Genomic DNA, 22,134 nt, shown 5'->3' with positions numbered 1-22,134 from the left:
GTATTTCTGCCAACCGCAGCCAATAATTCTCTCCATACTGCAACGGAGAGACCGCACATGGCAGAGAACACGCTTTCAATAAGAGAAAAGATTGGTTACGGGATGGGTGATGCCGGATGCAATATTATCTTTGGCGCCATCATGCTGTTTGTGAACTATTTTTACACTGATATATTCGGACTGGCGCCGGCGCTGGTCGGCGTACTTCTGCTCTCGGTGCGAGTCATCGATGCGGTAACCGACCCTATCATGGGCGCTCTTGCCGACCGCACCCGTAGTAAATATGGTCGCTTTCGTCCATGGCTGCTGTGGATCGCCTTCCCCTACGCCCTGTTCAGCGTCCTGATGTTCACCACTCCTGAGTGGACCTACAATAGCAAAGTCATCTATGCGTTTGTGACCTACTTTCTGCTGTCGATTACCTATACCGCGATTAATATTCCCTACTGCTCGCTGGGAACGGTGATGACCGCCGATCCGAAAGAGCGTGTTGCCTGCCAGTCTTATCGTTTCGTCATGGTGGGTATCGCCACGCTCCTGCTGTCATTGACGCTGCTGCCAATGGCCGACTGGTTCGGCGGCGCCGATAAAGCGAAGGGCTACCAGATGGCGATGACCGTGCTGGCTTTTATCGGTATGTGTATGTTCCTGTTCTGCTTCGCCACCGTGCGCGAACGTATCCGCCCGGCGGTGCAGACGAATGACGAACTGAAAAAAGATCTGAAAGACGTCTGGAAAAATGACCAGTGGGTGCGCATCCTGCTGCTCACGCTGTGCAACGTCTGTCCGGGCTTTATCCGCATGGCCGCCACCATGTACTACGTCACCTGGGTGATGGGACAAAGCACCCATTTTGCCACCCTGTTTATCAGCCTCGGCGTAGTTGGGATGATGATTGGCAGCATGCTGGCGAAAGTCCTGACCGACCGCTGGTGCAAACTGCAGGTTTTCTTCTGGACCAATATCGTGCTGGCCGTGTTCTCCTGCGCCTTCTATTTCTTTAATCCACACGCCACCACGCTGATTATGGTGCTCTACTTCCTGCTCAACATTCTGCATCAAATCCCTTCCCCGCTACACTGGTCGCTAATGTCCGACGTTGATGACTACGGCGAATGGAAAACCGGCAAGCGCATCACCGGTATCAGCTTCTCCGGTAATCTGTTCTTCCTCAAGGTCGGCCTGGCGGTCGCCGGGGCAATGGTCGGTTTCCTGCTGTCATGGTACGGCTACGACGCCGGCGCGAAAGCGCAAAGCGCCTCCGCGCTGAACGGTATCGTGCTGCTATTCTCAGTCATTCCCGGCGTCGGCTATCTGATCACCGCCGGCGTGGTGCGCCTGCTGAAGGTTGACCGTACCCTGATGCGCCAGATTCAGAGCGATCTGGAGAAGCGCCGCAGCAACTACAGCGAGCTGAACGAATACCAGGAACTGAAAACCAGTGAACACGTAAGGAAAGCCTGATGAACAACTGGCCAAACCCCTTTATTGAACAGCGTGCAGACCCCTTTATCCTGCGCCATCTTAGCCACTACTACTTTATTGCCTCGGTGCCGGAATACGACCGGCTGGAGATCCGGCGCGCGGTAACCCTTGAAGGATTACGCGATGCTGAGCCGGTCGTGGTTTGGCGCGCGCCGCAAAGCGGGCCGATGAGCCAGCTGATTTGGGCGCCGGAGCTGCATGAAATAGACGGTAAGTGGTATATCTATTTTGCCGCCACCCATACTCACGATCTGGATGCGCTGGGGATGTTCCAGCATCGCATGTTCGTTCTCGAGTGCGCTGACAGCGATCCGCTGACCGGCCGCTGGCAGGAAAAAGGCCAGGTGGTCACGCCTTTCGATACCTTCGCCCTCGATGCCACCACTTTTACCCATCAGGGGAAACGCTGGTATCTGTGGGCGCAAAAATCCCCGCATATCGAAGGCAACTCAAACCTGTATCTCGCCGAAATGGCTAACCCGTGGACGTTAAAAGGCGAGCCGGTCATGCTGAGCAAGCCGGAGTTCGACTGGGAGTGCCGGGGATTTAAGGTCAACGAAGGGCCTGCGGTACTGATGCATGGCGATAAGCTATTTATCAGCTATTCCGCCAGCGCCACCGATGAAAACTACTGCATGGGGTTGTTATGGATCGACCGGCAGGCCGATCCGCTGCAGCCGGCAAACTGGCATAAAGCTCCGCAGCCGGTGTTCCGCACCAGCTATGAAAACCGCCAGTATGGCCCAGGTCATAATAGTTTTACCCAAACGCCGGAAGGGGAAGATGTGCTGGTGTATCACGCGCGGAATTACACCGAGATAGAAGGCGACCCGCTGTATGATCCCAATCGCCATACGCGGTTAAAGCTGGTCAGCTGGCGGGAAGACGGGATGCCCGACTTCGGTATTCCACCGGCGGATACGCTGTAGCGGTTCGGAATGTTACCCGCTGGCGCGGGTTCTCCAGGCCGGGTCAGGCGAAGCCGCCACCCGGCAACATGACCAGCACGGCGTCTGATATATCGCCCGGCGGCGCTGTTGCTTGCCGGGCCTACGTGACGTGAGCCTGCGGGTGACTCGCCAGGCCGGATAAGCGCAGCGCCATCAGGCAACAAAAGCCCCGCAGGTACGTACATCGTGGCAGGCAGCGCGCGGGCTCAGGCCGTTAAACCAGGGTACCGTAAATCGTCAGCAGCGCCATAATCACCACTACCACCAGCGAAGTCTTCTTAGCCATCGATACCGCAGCCTTCGGCGTCGCTACTTTATCCACGTGCGGCTCACGGGCCAGGGAATACTGCGCCAGGCGGGTCAACACCTGATACTGCGACGAATGGCGGTCGCCCAGCGAAGCAAACCACGCCGGGAGCGCTTTTTCACCATGGCCCACCAGGGCATAGACCACCCCCACCAGACGCACCGGCAGCCAGTCCACAATATGCAGGATACCATCGATCCCGGACTGCAACCGGTGGTGCGGCGTCTGGTAGCGCGCCAGCCATGTCTGCCAGGCGCGCAGTACGCTGTAGGCGATAAGCGTCAGCGGGCCCCAGGCGCCCCCCACGACAAACCAGAAAAGCGGCGCCAGATAGTATCGATAGTTAATCCACAGCAGCGCATTTTGCAGTTCGCTAAGGTACTCACGCTCATCACAGCCCGGCGGCACGCCGTGAATAAGCGTCAGCTCGCTGGCCATGGCATCGCAGGCGCGACTGTCATTGCGCGACGCCGCTTTCAGATAGGCATGGTAGTGCAGCCGAACTTTGCCGGCGCCAATGCATAGCAGGCCCAGTAAAATCCAGAACACCAGCAGCGGTATGTTAAACAGCTGCCCCTGCAGCAGACGCTGAATGATATACACGACCGCGACGGCCACCAGCGTCATCAGCAGCGTGCCCGGTAACGAGAAATGTTTTATCCGGCGAAACGCCACCTCCAGCCGATGATCAAGCTGCCAGTGTTCGCCCAGCTTAAACAGCCGTTCGGCGATAAGCACCAACAGCGTCGTAAACAGCGTCATGAGGTCTCCTTTTCTGACGGGGCGCTGAGCAGCGCACGGTATTTTATCCAGTCAAAGGCCGGTCCTGGATCGGTTTTCCGCACGGGCGCGATATCGCTGTGGCCCGCAATGTTTTCGGCGATAGCCGGATAAAGCGCGATCAGCAGATCCGTCACCGCCGCCAGCTGCCGGTACTGCGCGTCGGTATACGCCAGAGTATCGGTGCCTTCCAGCTCTATGCCGATGGAAAAGTCATTGCAGCGTTCGCGTCCCTGATAACAGGAGACGCCCGCATGCCACGCCCGCTTATCGAAAGGCACATACTGCACGATTTCGCCATCACGGCGAATCAGACAATGCGCCGAAACGCGCAGATGAGCAATCTCGGCAAAGAAAGGATGCGCGTGCGGATCCAGGGTACCAGTGAACAGCGCATCAATCCACGGACCACCAAATTCCCCCGGTGGCAGGCTAATGTTATGCACCACCAGTAAGGAAGGGGTCTCTTCATCCGGACGGCAGTCATGGTGCGGCGAGGGAACCCGACGCGCGCCGACCAACCACCCCTCGTTCAACTGCATGCGGGATCTCCTTTCGCGAACTCATGCTTCCGGGCCACACGCCGGCCCAAAGGATGAAGTGTGTATGGTACTGAAACGTCGTTCAGGTTAGCATGTTTCCCACTTCTGAATCTTATCTATCTGGAGCTTTATCATGTCGCCTCGTCGTTACAACCCCGACCGCCGCCGTGACGTGCTGCTGGAACGTATTAATCTCGATATTACCGATGCTGTCGCACACTCCCTGCGGGAAGATCTGGGCGGCGAAGTCGACGCCAACAACGATATTAGCGCGCAATTATTGCCGCAGGATGCACGCTCCCATGCGGTGGTCATTACTCGTGAAGATGGCGTCTTCTGTGGCAAACGCTGGGTGGAAGAGGTCTTTATTCAGCTCGCCGGTGACGATGTGAATATCACCTGGCACGTGGCCGACGGCGATGCGGTCAAAGCCGACCAGCCGCTGTTCGAATTGGAAGGCCCGTCGCGTATTCTCCTCACCGGCGAACGCACGGCGCTGAACTTTGTGCAAACCCTCTCCGGCGTCGCCAGCGTCGTCCGTCGCTATGTTGACCTGCTCGCCGGCACCAAAACCCAACTGCTGGATACGCGCAAAACGCTGCCAGGGCTGCGTACCGCGCTGAAATACGCGGTACTCTGCGGCGGCGGCGCCAACCATCGACTGGGCCTGTTCGACGCGTTCCTGATTAAAGAAAACCACATTATCGCCTCCGGATCGATCCGTCAGGCAGTGGAAAAGGCGTTCTGGCTGCATCCTGATGTGCCGGTGGAAGTGGAAGTGGAAACCCTGGATGAACTGGAGCAGGCGTTAAAAGCCGGGGCCGATATCATTATGCTCGATAACTTCACCACCGACCTGATGCGCGAGGCGGTGAAAATTACCGCAGGCCAGGCGGCGCTGGAGGTCTCCGGCAACGTTACCTTTGACACCATCCGCGAATTCGCCGATACCGGCGTCGACTATATTTCCGTCGGCGCCCTGACCAAACATGTGCAGGCGCTCGACCTGTCGATGCGCTTCCGCTGAGCAACAGGCCTTCACGCTTCCGGGCGTGAAGGCCTGAATTTGCGGCCCGCCTCGCAGTCGCCCGTGCTCACCATGAAATCCAGATAAAAACCCTGGAACCCGCTTTCCCGGATCGTTTTCGCCCCCTCGCCTGCGCCCCTCAATCCCTTCACAGTGCTCCTGTCACAACAAGGAGCGACTTATGGATAAACAACGAGGTTTTACCCTGATTGAACTGATGGTGGTTATCGGAATCATCGCCATTCTTAGCGCCATCGGCATCCCGGCCTACCAGAACTACCTGCGTAAAGCCGCCCTCACCGACCTGCTGCAGACCTTTGTCCCTTACCGGACAGCCATCGAACTTTGCGCGCTCGATCATGGCGGCCTAACGCCATGCGACGGCGGCAGCAACGGCATTCCCTCGCCGACAACCACGCGCTACCTCTCCGCCATGAGCGTGGCCAAAGGGGTCGTCACCCTCACCGGTCAGGAGAGTCTGAACGGACTGGGGGTCACCCTGACGCCGACCTGGGACAATGCCGAGGGCGTCACCGGCTGGCAGCGCGTCTGCACCATCACCGGCAATAGCGCGCTTCAGCAGGCCTGCGAAGACGTTTTCCGGGTGAAGTGAGGGCTAATGCATGAAAACAGAACAGCTGATCCCCCTCTGCCGTCGCTACCACGCCATGCTGCTGAATAGCGATGAACAGACAATCTCTATTGCGGTGGTTAATACCCCGCCGGCGGAGTTGATGGAGGCGCTACGCTTCGCGACGCAAAAGCGGATCGACATTGAATGCTGGAGCCAGGAGCAGATGGATAAGCGTCTGCAGGCCCAGGAAAAGCAGGCGCAACTGGCGCAGAACGACGGGCCGGAAAATATCGCCGAACGGGTCAACCAGATCCTCGAACAGGCCTTGCGTCAGCGGGCGTCTGATATTCATATCGAGCCCACGGAAACGCACTTACGCATCCGCCTGCGGGTCGATGGCGTCCTTCACGCCCTACCGTTGCTGGCTCCCGAACTGGCCGCACCGGTTATCGCGCGACTCAAGGTCCTGGCCAGTCTCGATATCGCCGAGCACCGTTTACCGCAGGATGGCCAGTTCGCGCTGAATCTTGCGGGACGACCGCTCTCTTTTCGCATCGCCACTCTGCCCTGCCGCTATGGCGAAAAGATTGTCCTGCGCCTTCTGCATCAGGTTGACCAGGCGCTGGATCTGGAAGCACTCGGACTCTCATCCTCCCAGCTGGCGGCCTTTCGCCAGGCGCTGAACCAGCCGCAGGGTCTGCTGCTGGTCACCGGCCCAACCGGAAGCGGGAAAACGGTGACCCTCTACAGCGCCCTGCAGGCCAGAAACCGTGAGCAAGTGAATATCTGTAGCGTGGAGGATCCACTGGAGATCCCCATCGCCGGGATGAACCAGACGCAAATCAATCCCCGCGCCGGACTCACTTTTCACAGTGTGCTGCGCGCCCTGTTACGCCAGGATCCGGATATTGTCATGGTGGGCGAGATCCGCGATGCCGAGACCGCTGAAATCGCGCTCAAAGCCGCCCAGACCGGTCATCTGGTGCTATCCACCCTGCACACCAATTCCACCAGCGAAACCCTGACCCGCCTGCAGCAAATGGGCATCGCCCGCTGGATGATTTCCTCTGCGCTCTCGCTGGTCATCGCCCAGCGTCTGGTCCGCAAGCTGTGTCCCCACTGTCGGCGTAATGCCGGCAGCGCCGCCGACCTGCCGCACAGCCTGTGGCCCCGCCCGCTGCCACGCTGGCAGGCAGCGGGCTGCGAACATTGTTACCACGGATATTACGGCCGGCTGGCGCTGTTCGAAGTGCTGCCTGTTACCCCCGGGCTACGCCAGGGGATAGTCCAGGGACTTAACGCCATTGAGATTGAATCTCTGGCGCGAGCCGCAGGGATGATGACGCTTTTTGAAAGCGGCTGTCAGGCTATCGAACAGGGATTGACCAGCCTCGAAGAGGTGGTGCGGGTGCTGGGGATCCCCCATGGCGACTAAGCGTCTCTGGCGCTGGCGCGGTATTGATGTGCAGGGCGCCCCCTGTCAGGGGATGCTATGGCAAACCAAGCGTCTGGAGGTCCTGCAGCACCTTCAACAGCAGCGAGTCATACCGCTGGCCGTACGCCGCTGTGCGGTGAAGCAGAGCCTCTGGCACCCGCGCTACAGTTGCGAAACGATCCGCCAGCTGGCGTCCCTGCTGCAGGCCGGCCTGCCGCTGGCGGAAGGGTTATCGCTGCTGGCGCAGCAGCAGTCGCATGCCCAGTGGCAGGCGCTGCTTGAGGCGCTGGGCCGCGAGCTGGCCCAGGGCGTGGCGTTCTCTGCCGCGCTGGCGCAGTGGCCCCAGGCTTTTCCGCCCCTATATCTGGCGATGATTAGCACCGGCGAACTGACGGGCAAGCTCGATATCTGCTGCCTGCAGTTGGCGAATCAGCAGCAGGAGCAGCAGCGGCTCGCCAGCAAAGTCAAAAAAGCGCTGCGCTACCCGCTGATCGTGCTCTCTCTGGCGCTGTTGGTGGTGCTGGGGATGCTCTATTTTGTCCTGCCCGAGTTCACCGCCATCTACCAGACGTTCAGTACGCCGCTACCGCTATTGACGCGGATGGTCGTTGCGGCAGGCGACATGCTAAGTCGCGGCTGGCCGCTGCTGCTGGCCTCGCTGCTGAGCCCGCTGCTGCTCAACCAGCTGATCCGGCGGCGCAGCGACTGGTTGCTGCGCCGCCAGCGGTTGCTTAACGCGCTCCCTCTCATTGGCTCCCTGATCGGCGGACAACAGCTGAGCCTGATCTTCACCATCCTGGCGTTAACCCAAAGCGCCGGTATTAGCTTTCTGCAGGGGCTGCAAAGCGTTGAAGAGTCCCTGTCGTGCCCGCTATGGCGCCAGCGTCTGGCGCAGGCCCGCGCGCTGATCGTTCAGGGGGAGCCGATTTGGCAGGCGTTAAGCCGCTGCGGCGGTTTTACACCGCTGTGCCTGCAGCTCATCCGCACGGGGGAAAGCGCGGGAGCGCTGGATCAGATGCTGGAAAACCTGGCGCATCACCATCGCGAGCAAACCTATCAGCGAGCCGATAGTCTGGCTGCGCATCTTGAACCCATGATGCTGGTGATAACCGGCTCGCTGGTCGGGATTCTGGTGGTGGCAATGTATTTGCCCGTTTTTCACCTGGGCGATGCCATTGGCGGGGCGGGAGGATGAGAAACACTGGCGCCGCGCAGGCGCCAGTGCAGCCGATTACAGGCTATTGAATACCCGGTTCTCTTGTTCCTGAACGCGGATAAAGGTCGTACGCTTGGTCAGCTCTTTCAGACGCGAGGCGCCAACGTAGGTGCAGGCAGAACGCAGGCCGCCGAGAATATCACGTGCGGTATTCTCCACCGGTCCACGCAAAGGCAGCTTAACGGTTTTGCCTTCCGCCGCGCGGTATTTCGCGACACCGCCCACATGGCGGGTCATCGCCGACTCGGAGCTCATGCCGTAGAACAGCATGAATTTCTCTCCGTTTTCTTCAACGATGGTTCCGCCGCTCTCTTCATGGCCCGCCAGCATGCCGCCAAGCATCACGAAATCAGCGCCGCCGCCGAAGGCTTTCGCCACATCGCCCGGCATGGTGCAACCGCCGTCGCTGATGATCTGGCCGCCAAGGCCGTGCGCCGCATCGGCACACTCAATCACGGCGGAGAGCTGCGGATAGCCGACCCCGGTCTTAACGCGGGTGGTGCAGACGGATCCCGGGCCGATGCCAACTTTGACGATATCGGCGCCGGAGAGGATCAGCTCTTCGCACATTTCACCGGTGACCACGTTCCCGGCGATGATAGTTTTTTGCGGCCAGGCTTCGCGCGCCTTCGCCACGAACTGTACAAAGTGCTCAGAGTAGCCGTTGGCGACGTCGATACACACAAAATTCAGCTGTGGGTTCTGAGAGAGGATCTGCTGGGTTTTTTCGAAATCCGCATCGGACGTGCCGGTGGAAACCATCACATGCTTGAGTACGTCTGCGGATGCGCCCTGGGTAAACGCCAGCCATTCTTCAGCGGTGTAGTGCTTATGTACCGCGGTCAGAATACCAAAAGTGGCCAGCGCTTTAGCCATGCTGAAGGTGCCGACGGTATCCATGTTAGCCGCAATAATCGGCACGCCGGACCAGGTCAGGCCTGAATGTTTAAAGGTGAATTCACGTTCCAGCTCAACATCAGAACGGCTTTTGAGGGTAGAGCGTTTCGGGCGGATAAGAACGTCTTTGAAACCAAGCTTCAGATCTTCTTCAATACGCATGTGCGAATTCCTGGGGTTAATGGCATGAATGTGAGAGCACAACTCCAGTGACGTTATCATACGCGTGAATCAGGCCCGCGCAAGACTGCGATTTTCACTTTTTTTACGCTACAATCGTATAAATTTACCTGGTGAATGGAGAAAAAGGCGCCTATGCCTTCCCCTGCCGGAGTATTGTTTTTAACCATTTGATTTGCTTGATTAAAACAAACAGTATAGCGGACGGCGATCCCGGTTGGCGCGGGGCCCTCACGACATGCTCACTGTCGCCTCCCCGGCGCGCTGCCAGTCATCGCTGTCTGCCTGCAAAAAATACGAGCAATCCGTTTCAGGGTCAGAAGATATGGGGTACACAGTCGCGTTAACAGGCGGGATCGGCAGCGGTAAAAGTACGGTCGCCGACGCCTTCGCGCAGCTTGGAGTTAAGGTTATCGATGCCGATGTTATCGCCCGTCAGGTGGTCGAGCCCGGTACCCCGGCGCTCCAGGCCATTGTCGGCCACTTTGGACCACAGATGATTGCCCCCGACGGCACGCTGAACCGCCGCCTGCTGCGGGAAAAAATTTTTGCTCACGTGGAGGAAAAAGCCTGGCTCAATGCGCTGTTGCACCCGCTGATTCAGCAGGAAACGCGCCGCCAGATGCAGGCCGCCACCTCCCCTTATCTCCTCTGGGTCGTACCTTTGCTGGTCGAAAACCACCTGTCCAGTCTGGCCGATCGCGTACTGGTCGTCGATGTGCCGAAAGAGACGCAAATCGAACGCACCATGCTGCGCGATAAGGTCAGTCGCGAACATGCTGAACATATTCTTGCCGCCCAGGCCACGCGCCAGCAGCGCCTGGCCGTCGCGGACGATGTTATTGAAAACACTGGCACGCCGGATGCAGTGGCATCGGATGTTGCCCGCCTGCACGAAAAGTATTTAACGCTGGCATCGCAGGCCGCCTCACAGGAAAACTCGTAATGCATACCCCCGTTCTGTTTGAACATCCTCTTAATGAGAAAATGCGCACCTGGCTGCGCATCGAATTTCTGATCCAGCAGATGGCTTTCCGTCCGCAGATTGCCAGCCATGCCGATGCGCTCCATTTTTTCCGTAACGCCGGCGATCTGCTGGATGTCCTGGAGCGCGGCGAGGTGCGCACTGACCTGGTTAAAGAGCTGGAACGCCAGCAGCGTAAGCTCCAGTCATGGGCAGAAGTGCCGGGCGTCGATCAGGAGCGCATTAACGAGCTGCGCCACCAGTTGAAGCAGTCCTCCAGCACCCTGATGGCCGCGCCGCGCATTGGTCAGTTTCTGCGTGAAGATCGCCTGATTGCGCTGGTGCGTCAGCGCCTGAGTATTCCTGGCGGCTGCTGCAGCTTCGATTTACCGACCCTGCATATCTGGCTCCATATGCCACAGGCGCATCGCGACGAGCAGGTGGCCAGCTGGCTTGCCAGCCTCGATCCGCTGGTCCAGTCCCTGAGCCTGATCCTCGATCTTATCCGCAACTCCGCGCTGTTCCGCAAACAGACCAGCCTCAACGGCTTTTATCAGGATAATGGCGAAGATGCCGATCTGCTGCGCCTGCGTCTCGATCTGGCTCACCAGCTTTATCCGCAAATTTCCGGCCATAAGAGCCGTTTCGCCATCCGTTTCCTGGCGCTGGACAGTGAATATGGGATCGTGCCGGAGCGCTTTGATTTTGAACTGGCCTGCTGTTAAGGAGATAACATGTCAGAAGAGACTATCGTCAACTGCCCGACCTGCGGCAAAACTGTGGTGTGGGGCGAGCAGAGTCCGTTTCGTCCGTTCTGCAGCAAGCGCTGCCAACTGATCGATCTGGGAGAATGGGCAGCGGAAGAGAAGCGCATCCCCAGCGCGGGGGATCTCTCCGATAGCGATGACTGGAGCGAGCAGCAACCCTGATTTGATGGCAAGCTAACCCGGCGCCTGGCGGGTTAGCCTCGCGCCCCGGGGCTCAGCCCTGGGCGATAAGTTTGCTGATAACCGGTTCATTCGCCGGAGGAAACGCCGCCGGATCCAACGTTGGTCCCGCCATCCACCGACCCGGCTGCCCTTCTTTACCCCACGGCTCGCCTTGCCAACTTTCCACGAGGAAAAACCACAGCGTAATATGGCGATCGGGGAACTGATACTCCAGCTTATCAAAGAGCGAAGAGGTGGTGACCGTAATCCCAACCTCCTCCTGCAGTTCGCGGATTAGCGCCTGCTCAGGCGTCTCATCAGATTCAATCTTCCCGCCCGGGAACTCCAGCTTATTCGCCATATGGGCATCGGCGGCGCGCTGGGTAATAAAGATTTCGCCTTGCGGATTGCGAATTATCCCGACGGCGATTTGCAGTTTTTTCATTGAATGCGCTCCATAAAAAAGGCGCAGAACTCTGCGCCTTTGTTTGTTTTATCAGACCTTAGCTCAGACGGCCGTGGCACTGTTTGTACTTTTTGCCGGAGCCGCACGGGCACGGATCGTTACGGCCCACTTTACGTTCGCCGGTTTGCGCCGCCAGATCCTGGGCTGCGGCTTCATCATCGCTCTGATGGCTGAGCTGCTGCATCTGCGCCAGGCGCTCGGCCTCTTCACGACGCTGCTGTTCCATCGCCTCGACTTCTTCCGGCATCCGCACCTGGACTTTGCTCAGGGTGCTGATCACTTCATACTTCAGTGACTCCAGCATCGCGGCAAACATCGAGAACGATTCGCGCTTGTACTCCTGCTTCGGATCTTTCTGCGCATAGCCGCGCAGGTGGATACCCTGGCGCAGGTAATCCATCGCCGCCAGGTGCTCTTTCCACAGCGAATCCAGAGTCTGCAGCATCACGCCTTTCTCGAAGTGGCGCATCATCTCGGCGCCGACCACTTCTTCTTTACGCTGGTAGGTTTCTACCGCGCTCTGCAGAATACGTTCGCGCAGGGTCTCTTCATGCAGCTCCGGCTCTTTATCCAGCCACTCTTTGATTGGCAGGTCGAGGTCGAAGTCGTTTTTCAGACGCTCCTGCAGACCTTCGATATCCCACATCTCCTCCAGCGACTGCGGCGGAATATGGGCATCGATCGTCGCCTTAAAGACGTCTTCGCGGATGCTGTTGATGGTTTCGCTGACGTCAGACACGTCCAGCAGCTCGTTACGCTGGGTGTAGATCGCCCGGCGCTGGTCGTTGGCCACATCATCATATTCCAGCAGCTGCTTACGGATATCGAAGTTACGGCTTTCCACTTTACGCTGGGCGTTGGCGATCGCCTTGGTGACCCACGGGTGCTCAATCGCCTCACCTGGTTTCATTCCCAGTTTACGCATCATGCCAGACACGCGATCGGAGGCGAAGATACGCATCAGGGCATCTTCCATTGACAGGTAGAAGCGGGAAGAACCGGCATCCCCCTGACGACCAGCACGGCCGCGCAGCTGGTTATCGATACGGCGAGATTCATGACGCTCGGTACCGATGATGTGCAGACCGCCTGCGGCCAGTACCGCATCGTGGCGTACCTGCCAGTCGGCTTTGATTTTCTCAATCTGCTCTGGCGTTGGGTTTTCCAGCGCAGCGACTTCCGCCTGCCAGCTACCGCCGAGCATAATATCGGTACCACGACCCGCCATGTTGGTGGCGATGGTCACCGCGGAAGGGTAGCCCGCCTGGGCGACGATATCCGCCTCGCTGGCGTGGAATTTGGCGTTCAGGACGTTGTGCTTGATGCCGGCTTTAGTCAGTTCGCGGGAAACCACTTCAGATTTTTCGATCGAGATAGTCCCCACCAGCACCGGCTGACCGGCAGCGGTACGAGTTTTGATATCTTCGATAATTGCCTGAATTTTTTCCGCTTCGGTCATATAGACCAGATCCGCCATGTCTTTACGGATCATCGGACGGTTGGTCGGTACAACCACGGTATCCAGCTTATAGATAGAGCTGAATTCAAAGGCTTCGGTATCGGCTGTACCGGTCATCCCCGCCAGCTTCTCGTACAGACGGAAGTAGTTCTGGAAGGTGATAGAGGCCAGAGTCTGGTTCTCGTTTTGGATCTCCACGCCCTCTTTGGCCTCAACGGCCTGGTGCAGACCATCGGACCAGCGGCGGCCCTGCATCGTACGGCCAGTGTGCTCATCGACGATGATAACTTCGCCATCTTTGACAATGTAGTCAACGTCGCGGGTGAACAGCGCATGGGCGCGCAGCGCGGCGGTAACGTGGTGCATCAGCATAATGTTGGTTGGAGAGTACAGGGACTCACCTTCATCCATAATGCCTTCCTGTACCAGCAGCTCTTCAATCAGCACCAGACCACGTTCGGTCAGGTTAACCTGACGCGCTTTTTCATCCACCGAGAAGTGGCCTTCGCCAGTGAAAGTATCCGAATCCTCTTTTTCCTGGCGGATCAGATGCGGGATGATTTTGTTTACCTTGCGGTACATTTCAGAGCTGTCTTCCGCCGGGCCGGAAATGATCAGCGGCGTACGCGCCTCATCGATCAGGATGGAGTCCACCTCATCCACCAGCGCATAGTGCAGTTTACGCTGAACGCGCTCTTCCGGGCTGAAGGCCATGTTGTCGCGCAGGTAGTCGAAGCCGTATTCGTTGTTGGTGCCATAGGTGATATCGGCAGCGTAAGCTTCACGCTTCGCCGGCGCCGGCAGGCCGGACATGTTGATGCCAACTGTCATGCCCAGGAATTCAAACAGCGGGCGGTTATTTTCGGCGTCACGCTGGGCCAGATAGTCGTTGACGGTCACTACGTGAACGCCTTTGCCGGTTAGCGCGTTGAGGTACGCCGGCAGGGTCGCGGTCAGGGTTTTACCTTCACCGGTACGCATCTCGGCGATGCAGCGATCGTTAAGCACCATACCGCCCAGCAGCTGGACGTCGAAGTGGCGCATGCCGAATACGCGCTTACTGGCTTCGCGAACGACGGCGAAAGCTTCAGGGATCAGGCTTTCCAGCGTTTCGCCTTTTTCCAGGCGCGCGCGGAATTCAGTGGTTTTCGCTTTCAGCTCGTCATCAGAGAGCTTTTCCATCGCCGGTTCCATGCCGTTGATGATATTGACGACTTTGCGCATACGACGCAGCGTACGGTCGTTACGGCTGCCGAAAACCTTGGTTAACATTTTGATAAGCATAATAAAATCTCAAACGCCCCGCGGTGCGGAGTCACAAAAAATAGGATGGTCCGTGGTTATTTTCAGCTGAGACGTTGAGGCCCTGCGCGGATCCCCGCCACCTGGCTTATCCAGGCGCTGACGCGGAAGGCAGAATATGAAGAAGGGATGTAACCCGCCTGGCGGATCACCACCGGCGGCGTGCTGTCCTGCGTCAGCAGCGCGCTGAGGGTGTCGAGCAGCGCCAGATGCTGAGCCTGCAGCGGGGAAGTTTCTTCCGCCACCGGCAGCGCCTGCGGCGCCATGGCGAAGGAGAGATGACGAATAACGGTGCGAATGGCGTGCTGATGCCAGTAGTCGACGGTAAAGCTGGGCCGGCGATTCGTCTCCAGCAGCGCCAGCTGAGAGAAATTAACCTTGCTCGGATTGTGATTGCTGGCGGTCGCCTTCGCTGGCGCCGCGGTCTCGTGACCGTTGCTTAGCGCAGGCAGGCCGAGGCTGGCCGCGACCATCCCCAACAGGAGATGCGGCCAAAAATACCGTCTGCCAAACTGTCGCCAGCGCGTCAGCAATCCACTCACGTTCATTACCTTTCTTTGCTAGACCCGTCGTCGTTCAGGCTGTCTCTTTATTGATGTTTTTCGCAGGACAACCTGATGTCCACGTGGTAAAGCAACCCTGAGAAATAATTTTGCGCTCAAATACTAACATTAATACCGGCCTGAGGCAGCATGAATGAAGGCGATTGCCCGGCGAAAACGCTTAATAAAGCAGCGAACGCACGCTAAGTATTATCCAGGGATCGCAGCGAAAATAACTGGGGGGTGCTATAAAAGAAAAACGACTGGCTCCCTGGTCGGAGAGAGTACCAGGTTACCAGTCGAATTTACTGGATGGTCAGGCTTACGCCAGAACCATCGACGGTGCGCGGAACGCCATTGGCAGTTTTGCGTCGTCTTCGAAGGTCACATACTCCCAGGCTTCCTGTTTTGCCAGAACCGCCTGCAGCAGTTTGTTGTTCAACGCGTGACCCGATTTGTACGCCGTGAATGCGCCGATAATGTTGTGACCACACATAAACAGGTCACCGATCGCATCCAGCATTTTGTGGCGAACAAATTCGTCTTCAAAGCGCAGACCGTCTTCGTTCAGTACGCGATAATCGTCAACAACGATGGCACAATCGAAGCTGCCGCCCAGGCACAGGCCGCGGGACTGCAGATATTCGATATCGCGCATAAAACCGAAGGTACGCGCACGGCTAATCTGACGCATGAACGCATCGGCCGAGAAGTTCAGCGTATAGCGCTGGGTGCTGGCATCAATCGCTGGATGGTTAAAATCGATGGTGAAGTCCAGCGAAAAACCATTGTACGGTTTGAATTCAGCCCATTTGTCGCCATCTTCGACGCGAACCGTCTCTTTGATACGTACAAATTTCTTGGCGCAGTTCAGTTCATCAATGCCGGCGTCCAGCAACAGATAAACGAACGGAGCCGCACTGCCGTCCATAATCGGGATTTCCGGCGCATCGACTTCAACAATAATGTTGTCGATACCCAAGCCAGCCAATGCGGCGTTCAGGTGTTCAACCGTAGAAATCCGCACGTCATGCTCATTAACCAGGCAAGTACAGAGCATGGTATCACGCACAGATTTGGCATCAGCCGGAAAATCTACCGGTGGATTCAAGTCGGTGCGACGATAGATGACCCCGGTATTTGCCGGCGCAGGGCGTAACGTCAGTGTGACTTTCTTGCCGGTATGCAAACCGACGCCAGTCGCCTGAACGATACGTTTAAGAGTCCTTTGTTTGATCATCGTATAATCTCGCCAATTTACCTATCCAACCGAAGTGTACACCACTATCGGGAGGCCAGTTTAGCACAAAGAGCGCAGATGCCCAACTTCCAGTCGATTCTTAATCGGCTTGCTTACGCAGGAAGGCTGGGATATCCAGATAATCCGGCTCTTTCGCGGTTTGCGGCGTATTGTCGTTCACCACTTTGGCTGCCGGCTTCTGCTCTTGCGTCAGCGGCGACATACCATGCTGCTGGTAACGATCCATCACCGGCTGCTGAACCTGCTTGTTGGTTACCAGGGTGATTTCCGGACGCTTATCCATGCCAATACCGGTCGCCACTACGGTCACTCGCAGCTCGTCGTTCATATCCGGGTCCAGAGAGGTACCGATAACCACGGTCGCATTATCCGAGGCAAAAGCACGGATGGTGTTACCCACAGTTTCGAACTCGTCCAGACGCAGGTCGAAGCCCGCAGTAATGTTGACCAGCACGCCGCGCGCGCCTGACAGGTCGATATCTTCCAGCAGCGGAGAAGAGATAGCCATTTCAGCCGCTTCTTCCGCACGGTCTTCACCGCTCGCCACCCCGGAGCCCATCATCGCGTAGCCCATTTCAGACATCACGGTACGGACGTCCGCGAAGTCGACGTTCATCAGACCCGGACGGGTGATCAGTTCGGCGATACCCTGCACCGCGCCTTTCAGGACGTCGTTTGCCGCGCCGAATGCGTCGAGCAGGGAAATTCCACGACCCAGGACCTTCAGCAGCTTGTCGTTCGGGATGGTGATCAGTGAGTCAACGTGCTTGGACAGCTCGGTGATCCCCTGCTCAGCGAACGCCATGCGCTTCTTACCTTCAAAATTAAACGGCTTAGTGACCACCGCAACGGTGAGGATCCCCAGATCCTTCGCCACTTCCGCGACTACGGGCGCCGCGCCGGTACCGGTACCGCCGCCCATGCCTGCCGCGATGAACACCATGTCTGCGCCATCAAGGGCTGCGCGCAGCGCTTCACGGTCTTCATCAGCCGCGTTACGGCCGACTTCCGGGTTCGCGCCCGCGCCCAGACCTTTGGTAATACCGCTACCGATCTGGATAGTCTGGCCAACCGCCGTCTTACGCAGCGCCTGCGCATCGGTGTTTACCGCGAAGAATTCAACACCCTCAATGCGCTCGCGCACCATGTGTTCAACGGCGTTACCGCCGCCGCCACCGACGCCGATGACTTTAATCACCGCGTCGTTGGTCAGTTCCATAGGTTCAAACATAGTTTCTCTCCGTCTTGTGCCTGTCGCCTGAGAACGCTAATTGTCTGCGTTCTCTTAAAAAATTAAAACTCTTTTCGCAGCCAGCTGTTGAGTCGCTTAATCCACGAGCCCACTGAGGCCGTCACGCGTTTTTCTACTTCCGCTTCACCACTGAGATGTGACTCTTTTCCGTAGTGCAGCAGCCCCACCGCCGTTGAATAATACGGCTCCTGGGCATAGTCGGTTAAACCGGTGATGTTCAGCGGCGCGCCAATGCGCACCTGAGTATGGAACACGCGCTGCGCACAGGCCGCCAGACCTTCAATTTGCGCCGCGCCGCCGGTTAACACAATCCCCGCCGCCAGATGATGTTTAACACCCTGCTGGCGGAGCTGTTCCTGCAGCTGCAGGATCTCTTCATTGACCAGGTTAAGCAGCTCGGTATAGCGCGGTTCAATCACCTCTGCCAACGTCTGACGCTGCAGGCTACGCGGAGGACGTCCACCAACGCTCGGTACTTCGACGTTTTCGTCTTTACCGACGATGGAACCCAATGCGCATCCGTGACGAACCTTGATGGCTTCGGCATCGCTCGGCGGCGTACCGAAGGCATAGGCGATATCGCTGGTCACCACGTTACCGGCATACGGGATCACTTTGGTGTGACGCAATGCGCCGCCGGTGTAGACGGCGATATCCATTGTACCACCGCCGATATCCACAACGCAGACGCCCAGCTCACGTTCGTCTTCTGTTAATACCGAATAACTGGCCGCTAACCCGGCGAAAATAAGTTGGTCAACTTTCAGACCACAACGTTCCACTGCTTTAACAATGTTTTTTGCCATATCGTTATGGCAGGTGATCAGATGCACCTTCGCCTGCATACGCACGCCGGACAGCCCTACCGGGTTTTTAATCCCTTCCTGGTAGTCGATAGCATATTCCTGCGGAATCACGTGCAGGACACGATGTTCATCGCGAACGCGAACCGACTTCGCGGTGTGGACCACGTTCTCGACGTCGTCCTGCGTCACTTCTTCTTCCGAAATCGGTACCATCCCGATTTCATTCTGACAGCTTATATGTTTACCCGAAAGTGCCAAATAAACTGATGAAATCTGGCAATCCGCCATCAGTTCGGCCTGGTCGATGGCGCGCTGTACGCATTTCACCACCGACTCGAGGTCGTTCACACCGCCTTTATCCATACCACGCGATGGGCAACTGCCCACGCCGATGATATTGATCATGCCGTCGGGCAGAACTTCCCCTACTAAAGCGGCCACCTTGGCGGTGCCAATCTCCAGTCCAACTACCAGTTTTCTGTCCGTCGCCTTGATCATTGTTGTTCTGCCTGTGCCTGATTCTGTTGTTGATTAGTTTCCTCTGCGGGAGCAGGTACCCAGCCCACTGCCGCACCCGAGTCATAACGCAAATCAACGTAGCTAATCCGTTTGCCGTCGGTCTGCGCCTGCTGCTGAAGAACCGGGTAGAGTTCCATAAAGCGCTGAAGCCGTTTCATGGTATCGCCACGGCCAAGGTTGAGCTTGATGTCATTATTAAGCGTCAACTGCCAGGAGCGACGGGCGGTCATCGCCGCCACTTTCAACGTGAATTTATCCTTTGCCAGCACCTGCCCCATGTCACGATACCCCTGCAGCACTTCGTTCTCGCTGCCTTCGGGACCGTATAACATCGGTAAATTCTGTTTGCTGGTGCGATCCGCCGGCACGCTGAAGGCATTTCCTTCTGCATCCACCATATGTTGATCATTCCAGCGCGCAATCGGCACATATTCAACCAGATGAATCTTCAATTCATCGGGCCACTGCTTTCGGACGCTCGCCTGCTTAATCCACGGCAGACGTTCAATCTGGCTCTGGATGATGTTCACATCCTGAGTCATAAAGGTACCCGGCGAACCCAGCGCCAGGATCGCCTGACGGATGTCATCATTGCGCGTATAGTGACGCTCGCCGGTCACCACCATCTTCGACAGCGGTAAGCGCTGCGCATCTTCCATCCAGCCAAGAACCATCCACCCGCTGACCAGCACGGTAAACAGCACCGCCAGCAGGAAAACGATCCCTGCCAGCCGCGTTCCATTACTCCGACGCGAAGAAGAAGCCTCTTCTTCATGGTTCCGCGTATTCAGCGCAGCCTGCGACATATCACCCCGCCAGGTCCAGAATTCGTACAACAAGCTGGGAGAAGCTCATTCCTGCCTGACGCGCCGCCATTGGCACAAGGCTATGGCTGGTCATGCCCGGGGAAGTATTCGCTTCCAGCAGATAAAACTGGCCATCGCTGTCCAGCATCACGTCAATACGGCCCCAGCCTTTGCAACCCAGAACATTCCAGGCTTTAAGCACCAGGTTCTGAATAGCTGACTCACGCGCGGGATCTTCAAATCCTGGGCAGAAATATTGCGTCTCATCAGAGAGATACTTCGCCTCATAATCATAGAAGGTTCCCGCGGCCTGGATACGTATTGACGGTAAAATTTCTTCACCGACTATGGCGACGGTAAATTCCGGTCCACTGAGCCATTTTTCGACCAAAACTTCATCATCATGCTGAAAAGCCAACGCCAATGCACTTGCTAAATCACAACTTTCGCTGACTTTCGACATCCCGACGCTGGAGCCTTCACGGCTCGGCTTGATGATGACCGGCAGACCCAGCGCCGCAATTTGCTGTTCGACGTCAGTAGACAGCCCGGCGGCAAACTGGGCGCGGGTCAGCGCCACCCACGGCGCGACCGGTAATCCGGCACCCTGCCACAGCCACTTGCTGCGCAGTTTATCCATTGAAATCGCCGAAGCCATCACGCCGCTGCCGGTATAAGGCAGCTGGATTAACTCCAGCAGCCCCTGCAGAGTGCCATCTTCCCCGCCGCGGCCGTGGAGGGCAATAAACGCTTTCTTAAAGCCCTGCTTTTTTAGCTGGGTAATATCAACATCGCGCGGGTCGACCGGATGGGCGTCCACCCCGCCTTCACGCAGCCCGGCCAGCACCGCCGCACCTGAATTCAGCGACACTTCACGTTCAGCGGAGGTTCCACCGAAAAGCACCGCGATTTTATCAGCCATGGCGCTCCTCCTCCGTTTTTTGCGGGATCAGTTTGATTTCAGCCAGGTGGCGGGCGATTTTACCGATGTTACCGGCGCCCTGCACCAGTACTAAATCGTTGCCGGTCAGGACTGACGCCAGCATCTCCGCGGCCTGGGCCGAATCGGGCACCAGGATCGGATCCACTTTCCCGCGACCGCGAATGGTACGGCACAGCGAGCGGCTGTCGGCGCCCGGGATCGGCGCTTCGCCCGCCGGATAGACGTCCAGCATCAGCAGGGCATCCACCTGGGTCAGCACGTTGGCAAAATCATCATACAGATCGCGGGTACGGGTATAACGGTGCGGCTGGAATACCATCACCAGGTTTTTATCCGGCCAGCCGGCGCGCGCTGCTTTAATGGTGGCGTCCACTTCCGTCGGGTGGTGACCGTAATCATCGATCAGCATCGCGCTGCCCGGTTTGCCGTTGACTTCGGCCAGCGGAAACTCGCCAAGAAAATCAAAGCGGCGTCCTGTTCCCTGGAAGCTCTCCAGTGCGCGCAGAATAGCCCGATCGTCAATCCCCTCTTCCGTCGCCACGGCGACGGCCGCCGCCGCGTTCAGCGCGTTATGGCGTCCCGGGGCATTGAGCGTCACCTGCAGGATCGCTTTATCCTGGCGCACCAGGCGGAAATGCCCCTGCGCCCCAACCTGACGATAGTCCTCGACGCGTACGTCGGCGTCGTCGCTAAAACCGTAGGTGGTGATCTGCCGGCCAACGCGCGGCAACAGTTCCCGGATCACCGGATCGTCCACGCACATCACCGCGCGTCCGTAGAACGGCAGGTTGTGCAGGAAGTTGATAAAGGTCTGCTTCAGATTCTCGAAGTCGCCATGGTAGGTATCCATGTGATCGGCTTCGATGTTGGTGACAATGGCCACCATCGGCTGCAGATGCAGAAACGACGCGTCGCTCTCATCCGCTTCCGCGATCAGGTAACGGCTATGGCCAAGGCGGGCATGTACGCCCGCCGCTTTTACCAGCCCGCCGTTGACAAAGGTCGGGTCCAGCCCGGCCTCGGCGTAAATGCTGGATACCATCGCGGTGGTGGTGGTTTTGCCGTGGGTCCCGGCAATGGCGATCCCGTGGCGAAAGCGCATCAGCTCCGCCAGCATTTCGGCACGACGGATCACCGGGATACGCGCCTCATGCGCGGCAACGATTTCCGGGTTATCTGCCGAAATCGCGCTGGAAACGACAACCACGCTGGCATCACGCACGTTTTCCGGGCGATGGTTGAAATAAATGGTGGCGCCAAGCTGCGACAGCTGCTGGGTCACCGGATTCGGCGCCAGGTCGGAGCCGCTGATCTGGTAACCTTCGTTAGCCAACACTTCGGCAATACCGCCCATACCGGCACCGCCGATGCCGACAAAGTGAATGTGCCGAACGCGACGCATCTCGGGCACTATGGAACGCAGTTTTGCCAAATCTTGTGTATTCATTCTTTACGCCATCAACTTCTGTATTCGGGCGGTGAAAATCACCGC

General features: G+C 57.6%; 21 protein-coding genes. 9 read left to right on the top strand and 12 right to left on the bottom strand.

Annotation, left to right across the window (positions count from 1 at the left end; all coding sequences use genetic code 11):
• Positions 1–57: 57 nt before the first annotated feature.
• Together KHQ26_RS10025 and KHQ26_RS10020 are read left to right on the top strand one after the other, a co-directional pair.
• Complete coding sequence (locus KHQ26_RS10025; RefSeq protein WP_004145929.1) at positions 58–1,464, top strand: glycoside-pentoside-hexuronide (GPH):cation symporter; 1,407 nt, start codon at positions 58–60, stop codon at positions 1,462–1,464.
• Positions 1,464–2,414: a family 43 glycosylhydrolase gene (locus KHQ26_RS10020; RefSeq protein ID WP_004177405.1), complete on the top strand. Its 951-nt coding sequence runs from the start codon at positions 1,464–1,466 to the stop codon at positions 2,412–2,414. The genes KHQ26_RS10025 and KHQ26_RS10020 overlap by 1 nt, the downstream gene beginning before the upstream one ends.
• A 235-nt stretch (positions 2,415–2,649) precedes the next feature.
• Here the strand turns inward: KHQ26_RS10020 and ampE are convergent, their stop codons facing one another.
• Together ampE and ampD are read right to left on the bottom strand one after the other, a co-directional pair.
• A complete protein-coding gene (gene ampE, locus KHQ26_RS10015; RefSeq protein ID WP_004177406.1) occupies positions 2,650–3,504 on the bottom strand; it encodes a beta-lactamase regulator AmpE in 855 nt (284 codons plus the stop codon).
• Complete coding sequence (ampD, locus tag KHQ26_RS10010) at positions 3,501–4,064, bottom strand: 1,6-anhydro-N-acetylmuramyl-L-alanine amidase AmpD (RefSeq protein ID WP_002888692.1); 564 nt, start codon at positions 4,062–4,064, stop codon at positions 3,501–3,503. The genes ampE and ampD overlap by 4 nt, the downstream gene beginning before the upstream one ends.
• 133 nt (positions 4,065–4,197) lie before the next feature.
• Between ampD and nadC the strand changes: the two genes are divergently transcribed.
• From nadC to hofC, 4 genes are all read left to right on the top strand, one after another.
• Positions 4,198–5,091, top strand: a complete 894-nt coding sequence (gene nadC, locus KHQ26_RS10005) for a carboxylating nicotinate-nucleotide diphosphorylase (RefSeq protein WP_002888684.1) — start codon at positions 4,198–4,200, stop codon at positions 5,089–5,091.
• A 181-nt stretch (positions 5,092–5,272) separates the two neighbouring features.
• Entirely contained in the window at positions 5,273–5,704 is a 432-nt protein-coding gene (gene ppdD, locus KHQ26_RS10000) for a prepilin peptidase-dependent pilin (RefSeq protein WP_002888683.1), read from the top strand.
• Positions 5,705–5,714: 10 nt separating this feature from the next.
• Positions 5,715–7,100, top strand: coding sequence for a type II secretion system protein GspE (gene gspE, locus KHQ26_RS09995; RefSeq protein ID WP_020805134.1), 1,386 nt, complete (start codon positions 5,715–5,717; stop codon positions 7,098–7,100).
• On the top strand, positions 7,090–8,295 hold the full coding sequence (gene hofC, locus KHQ26_RS09990) for a protein transport protein HofC (protein ID WP_020805126.1): 1,206 nt from the start codon (positions 7,090–7,092) through the stop codon (positions 8,293–8,295). Before gspE ends, hofC begins: the two co-directional genes overlap by 11 nt.
• Positions 8,296–8,331: 36 nt before the next feature.
• On the opposite strand, the gene KHQ26_RS09985 is transcribed toward hofC, so the two are convergent.
• A complete protein-coding gene (locus tag KHQ26_RS09985) occupies positions 8,332–9,375 on the bottom strand; it encodes a GMP reductase (protein WP_004145938.1) in 1,044 nt (347 codons plus the stop codon).
• Between the two features lie 343 nt (positions 9,376–9,718).
• On the opposite strand from KHQ26_RS09985, the gene coaE reads away from it, so the two are divergent.
• From coaE to yacG, 3 genes are read left to right on the top strand one after another with little or no spacing between them, the layout of a single operon-like run.
• Positions 9,719–10,339, top strand: coding sequence for a dephospho-CoA kinase (coaE, locus tag KHQ26_RS09980; RefSeq protein WP_029496935.1), 621 nt, complete (start codon positions 9,719–9,721; stop codon positions 10,337–10,339).
• On the top strand, positions 10,339–11,082 hold the full coding sequence (zapD, locus tag KHQ26_RS09975; RefSeq protein ID WP_004178596.1) for a cell division protein ZapD: 744 nt from the start codon (positions 10,339–10,341) through the stop codon (positions 11,080–11,082). Before coaE ends, zapD begins: the two co-directional genes overlap by 1 nt.
• 9 nt (positions 11,083–11,091) lie before the next feature.
• On the top strand, positions 11,092–11,286 hold the full coding sequence (gene yacG / locus KHQ26_RS09970) for a DNA gyrase inhibitor YacG (RefSeq protein ID WP_002888644.1): 195 nt from the start codon (positions 11,092–11,094) through the stop codon (positions 11,284–11,286).
• 52 nt (positions 11,287–11,338) lie between these two features.
• Here the strand turns inward: yacG and mutT are convergent, their stop codons facing one another.
• The 9 genes from mutT to murC form a co-directional block, all read right to left on the bottom strand.
• A complete protein-coding gene (mutT, locus tag KHQ26_RS09965; protein WP_004145942.1) occupies positions 11,339–11,731 on the bottom strand; it encodes an 8-oxo-dGTP diphosphatase MutT in 393 nt (130 codons plus the stop codon).
• Positions 11,732–11,789: 58 nt separating this feature from the next.
• Complete coding sequence (secA, locus tag KHQ26_RS09960) at positions 11,790–14,495, bottom strand: preprotein translocase subunit SecA (protein ID WP_020805137.1); 2,706 nt, start codon at positions 14,493–14,495, stop codon at positions 11,790–11,792.
• A gap of 62 nt (positions 14,496–14,557) precedes the next feature.
• Positions 14,558–15,055 (bottom strand): secA translation cis-regulator SecM, encoded by a 498-nt coding sequence (gene secM, locus KHQ26_RS09955; RefSeq protein ID WP_002888635.1) that lies wholly within the window; start codon positions 15,053–15,055, stop codon positions 14,558–14,560.
• Positions 15,056–15,377: 322 nt separating this feature from the next.
• Complete coding sequence (lpxC, locus tag KHQ26_RS09950; RefSeq protein ID WP_002888632.1) at positions 15,378–16,295, bottom strand: UDP-3-O-acyl-N-acetylglucosamine deacetylase; 918 nt, start codon at positions 16,293–16,295, stop codon at positions 15,378–15,380.
• A 100-nt stretch (positions 16,296–16,395) separates the two neighbouring features.
• Positions 16,396–17,547: a cell division protein FtsZ gene (gene ftsZ, locus KHQ26_RS09945; RefSeq protein ID WP_002888628.1), complete on the bottom strand. Its 1,152-nt coding sequence runs from the start codon at positions 17,545–17,547 to the stop codon at positions 16,396–16,398.
• 62 nt (positions 17,548–17,609) lie between these two features.
• Entirely contained in the window at positions 17,610–18,872 is a 1,263-nt protein-coding gene (gene ftsA, locus KHQ26_RS09940) for a cell division protein FtsA (protein ID WP_002888625.1), read from the bottom strand.
• Positions 18,869–19,699 carry a cell division protein FtsQ gene (gene ftsQ / locus KHQ26_RS09935; protein WP_002888624.1) on the bottom strand — a complete coding sequence of 277 codons (831 nt, stop codon included), beginning with the start codon at positions 19,697–19,699 and terminating at the stop codon, positions 18,869–18,871. The genes ftsA and ftsQ overlap by 4 nt, the downstream gene beginning before the upstream one ends.
• Before the next feature lies 1 nt (position 19,700).
• The gene (locus tag KHQ26_RS09930) at positions 19,701–20,621 is read right to left on the bottom strand and encodes a D-alanine--D-alanine ligase (RefSeq protein WP_002888623.1); all 921 of its coding nucleotides are present in this window, start codon (positions 20,619–20,621) and stop codon (positions 19,701–19,703) included.
• A complete protein-coding gene (gene murC / locus KHQ26_RS09925; RefSeq protein WP_004145947.1) occupies positions 20,614–22,089 on the bottom strand; it encodes a UDP-N-acetylmuramate--L-alanine ligase in 1,476 nt (491 codons plus the stop codon). Before murC ends, KHQ26_RS09930 begins: the two co-directional genes overlap by 8 nt.
• Positions 22,090–22,134 lie beyond the last annotated feature (45 nt).

It is taken from the genome of Klebsiella sp. 10 (genome assembly GCF_018223925.1).
Lineage (GTDB): Bacteria > Pseudomonadota > Gammaproteobacteria > Enterobacterales > Enterobacteriaceae > Klebsiella > Klebsiella pneumoniae.
The sequence above is the reverse complement of the archived record's forward strand: the minus strand, read 5'-3'. Positions and strand labels throughout refer to the sequence as shown.

What these genes read in the sequence shown, in the direction of transcription:
- KHQ26_RS10025 (WP_004145929.1), top strand. Translation starts at nt 58, where the DNA reads ATGGCAGAGAACACGCTTTCAATAAGAGAAAAGATTGGTTACGGGATG.
- KHQ26_RS10020 (WP_004177405.1), top strand. Translation starts at nt 1,464, where the DNA reads ATGAACAACTGGCCAAACCCCTTTATTGAACAGCGTGCAGACCCCTTT.
- ampE (WP_004177406.1), bottom strand. Translation starts at nt 3,504, where the DNA reads ATGACGCTGTTTACGACGCTGTTGGTGCTTATCGCCGAACGGCTGTTT.
- ampD (WP_002888692.1), bottom strand. Translation starts at nt 4,064, where the DNA reads ATGCAGTTGAACGAGGGGTGGTTGGTCGGCGCGCGTCGGGTTCCCTCG.
- nadC (WP_002888684.1), top strand. Translation starts at nt 4,198, where the DNA reads ATGTCGCCTCGTCGTTACAACCCCGACCGCCGCCGTGACGTGCTGCTG.
- ppdD (WP_002888683.1), top strand. Translation starts at nt 5,273, where the DNA reads ATGGATAAACAACGAGGTTTTACCCTGATTGAACTGATGGTGGTTATC.
- gspE (WP_020805134.1), top strand. Translation starts at nt 5,715, where the DNA reads ATGAAAACAGAACAGCTGATCCCCCTCTGCCGTCGCTACCACGCCATG.
- hofC (WP_020805126.1), top strand. Translation starts at nt 7,090, where the DNA reads ATGGCGACTAAGCGTCTCTGGCGCTGGCGCGGTATTGATGTGCAGGGC.
- KHQ26_RS09985 (WP_004145938.1), bottom strand. Translation starts at nt 9,375, where the DNA reads ATGCGTATTGAAGAAGATCTGAAGCTTGGTTTCAAAGACGTTCTTATC.
- coaE (WP_029496935.1), top strand. Translation starts at nt 9,719, where the DNA reads ATGGGGTACACAGTCGCGTTAACAGGCGGGATCGGCAGCGGTAAAAGT.
- zapD (WP_004178596.1), top strand. Translation starts at nt 10,339, where the DNA reads ATGCATACCCCCGTTCTGTTTGAACATCCTCTTAATGAGAAAATGCGC.
- yacG (WP_002888644.1), top strand. Translation starts at nt 11,092, where the DNA reads ATGTCAGAAGAGACTATCGTCAACTGCCCGACCTGCGGCAAAACTGTG.
- mutT (WP_004145942.1), bottom strand. Translation starts at nt 11,731, where the DNA reads ATGAAAAAACTGCAAATCGCCGTCGGGATAATTCGCAATCCGCAAGGC.
- secA (WP_020805137.1), bottom strand. Translation starts at nt 14,495, where the DNA reads ATGCTTATCAAAATGTTAACCAAGGTTTTCGGCAGCCGTAACGACCGT.
- lpxC (WP_002888632.1), bottom strand. Translation starts at nt 16,295, where the DNA reads ATGATCAAACAAAGGACTCTTAAACGTATCGTTCAGGCGACTGGCGTC.
- ftsZ (WP_002888628.1), bottom strand. Translation starts at nt 17,547, where the DNA reads ATGTTTGAACCTATGGAACTGACCAACGACGCGGTGATTAAAGTCATC.
- ftsA (WP_002888625.1), bottom strand. Translation starts at nt 18,872, where the DNA reads ATGATCAAGGCGACGGACAGAAAACTGGTAGTTGGACTGGAGATTGGC.
- ftsQ (WP_002888624.1), bottom strand. Translation starts at nt 19,699, where the DNA reads ATGTCGCAGGCTGCGCTGAATACGCGGAACCATGAAGAAGAGGCTTCT.
- KHQ26_RS09930 (WP_002888623.1), bottom strand. Translation starts at nt 20,621, where the DNA reads ATGGCTGATAAAATCGCGGTGCTTTTCGGTGGAACCTCCGCTGAACGT.
- murC (WP_004145947.1), bottom strand. Translation starts at nt 22,089, where the DNA reads ATGAATACACAAGATTTGGCAAAACTGCGTTCCATAGTGCCCGAGATG.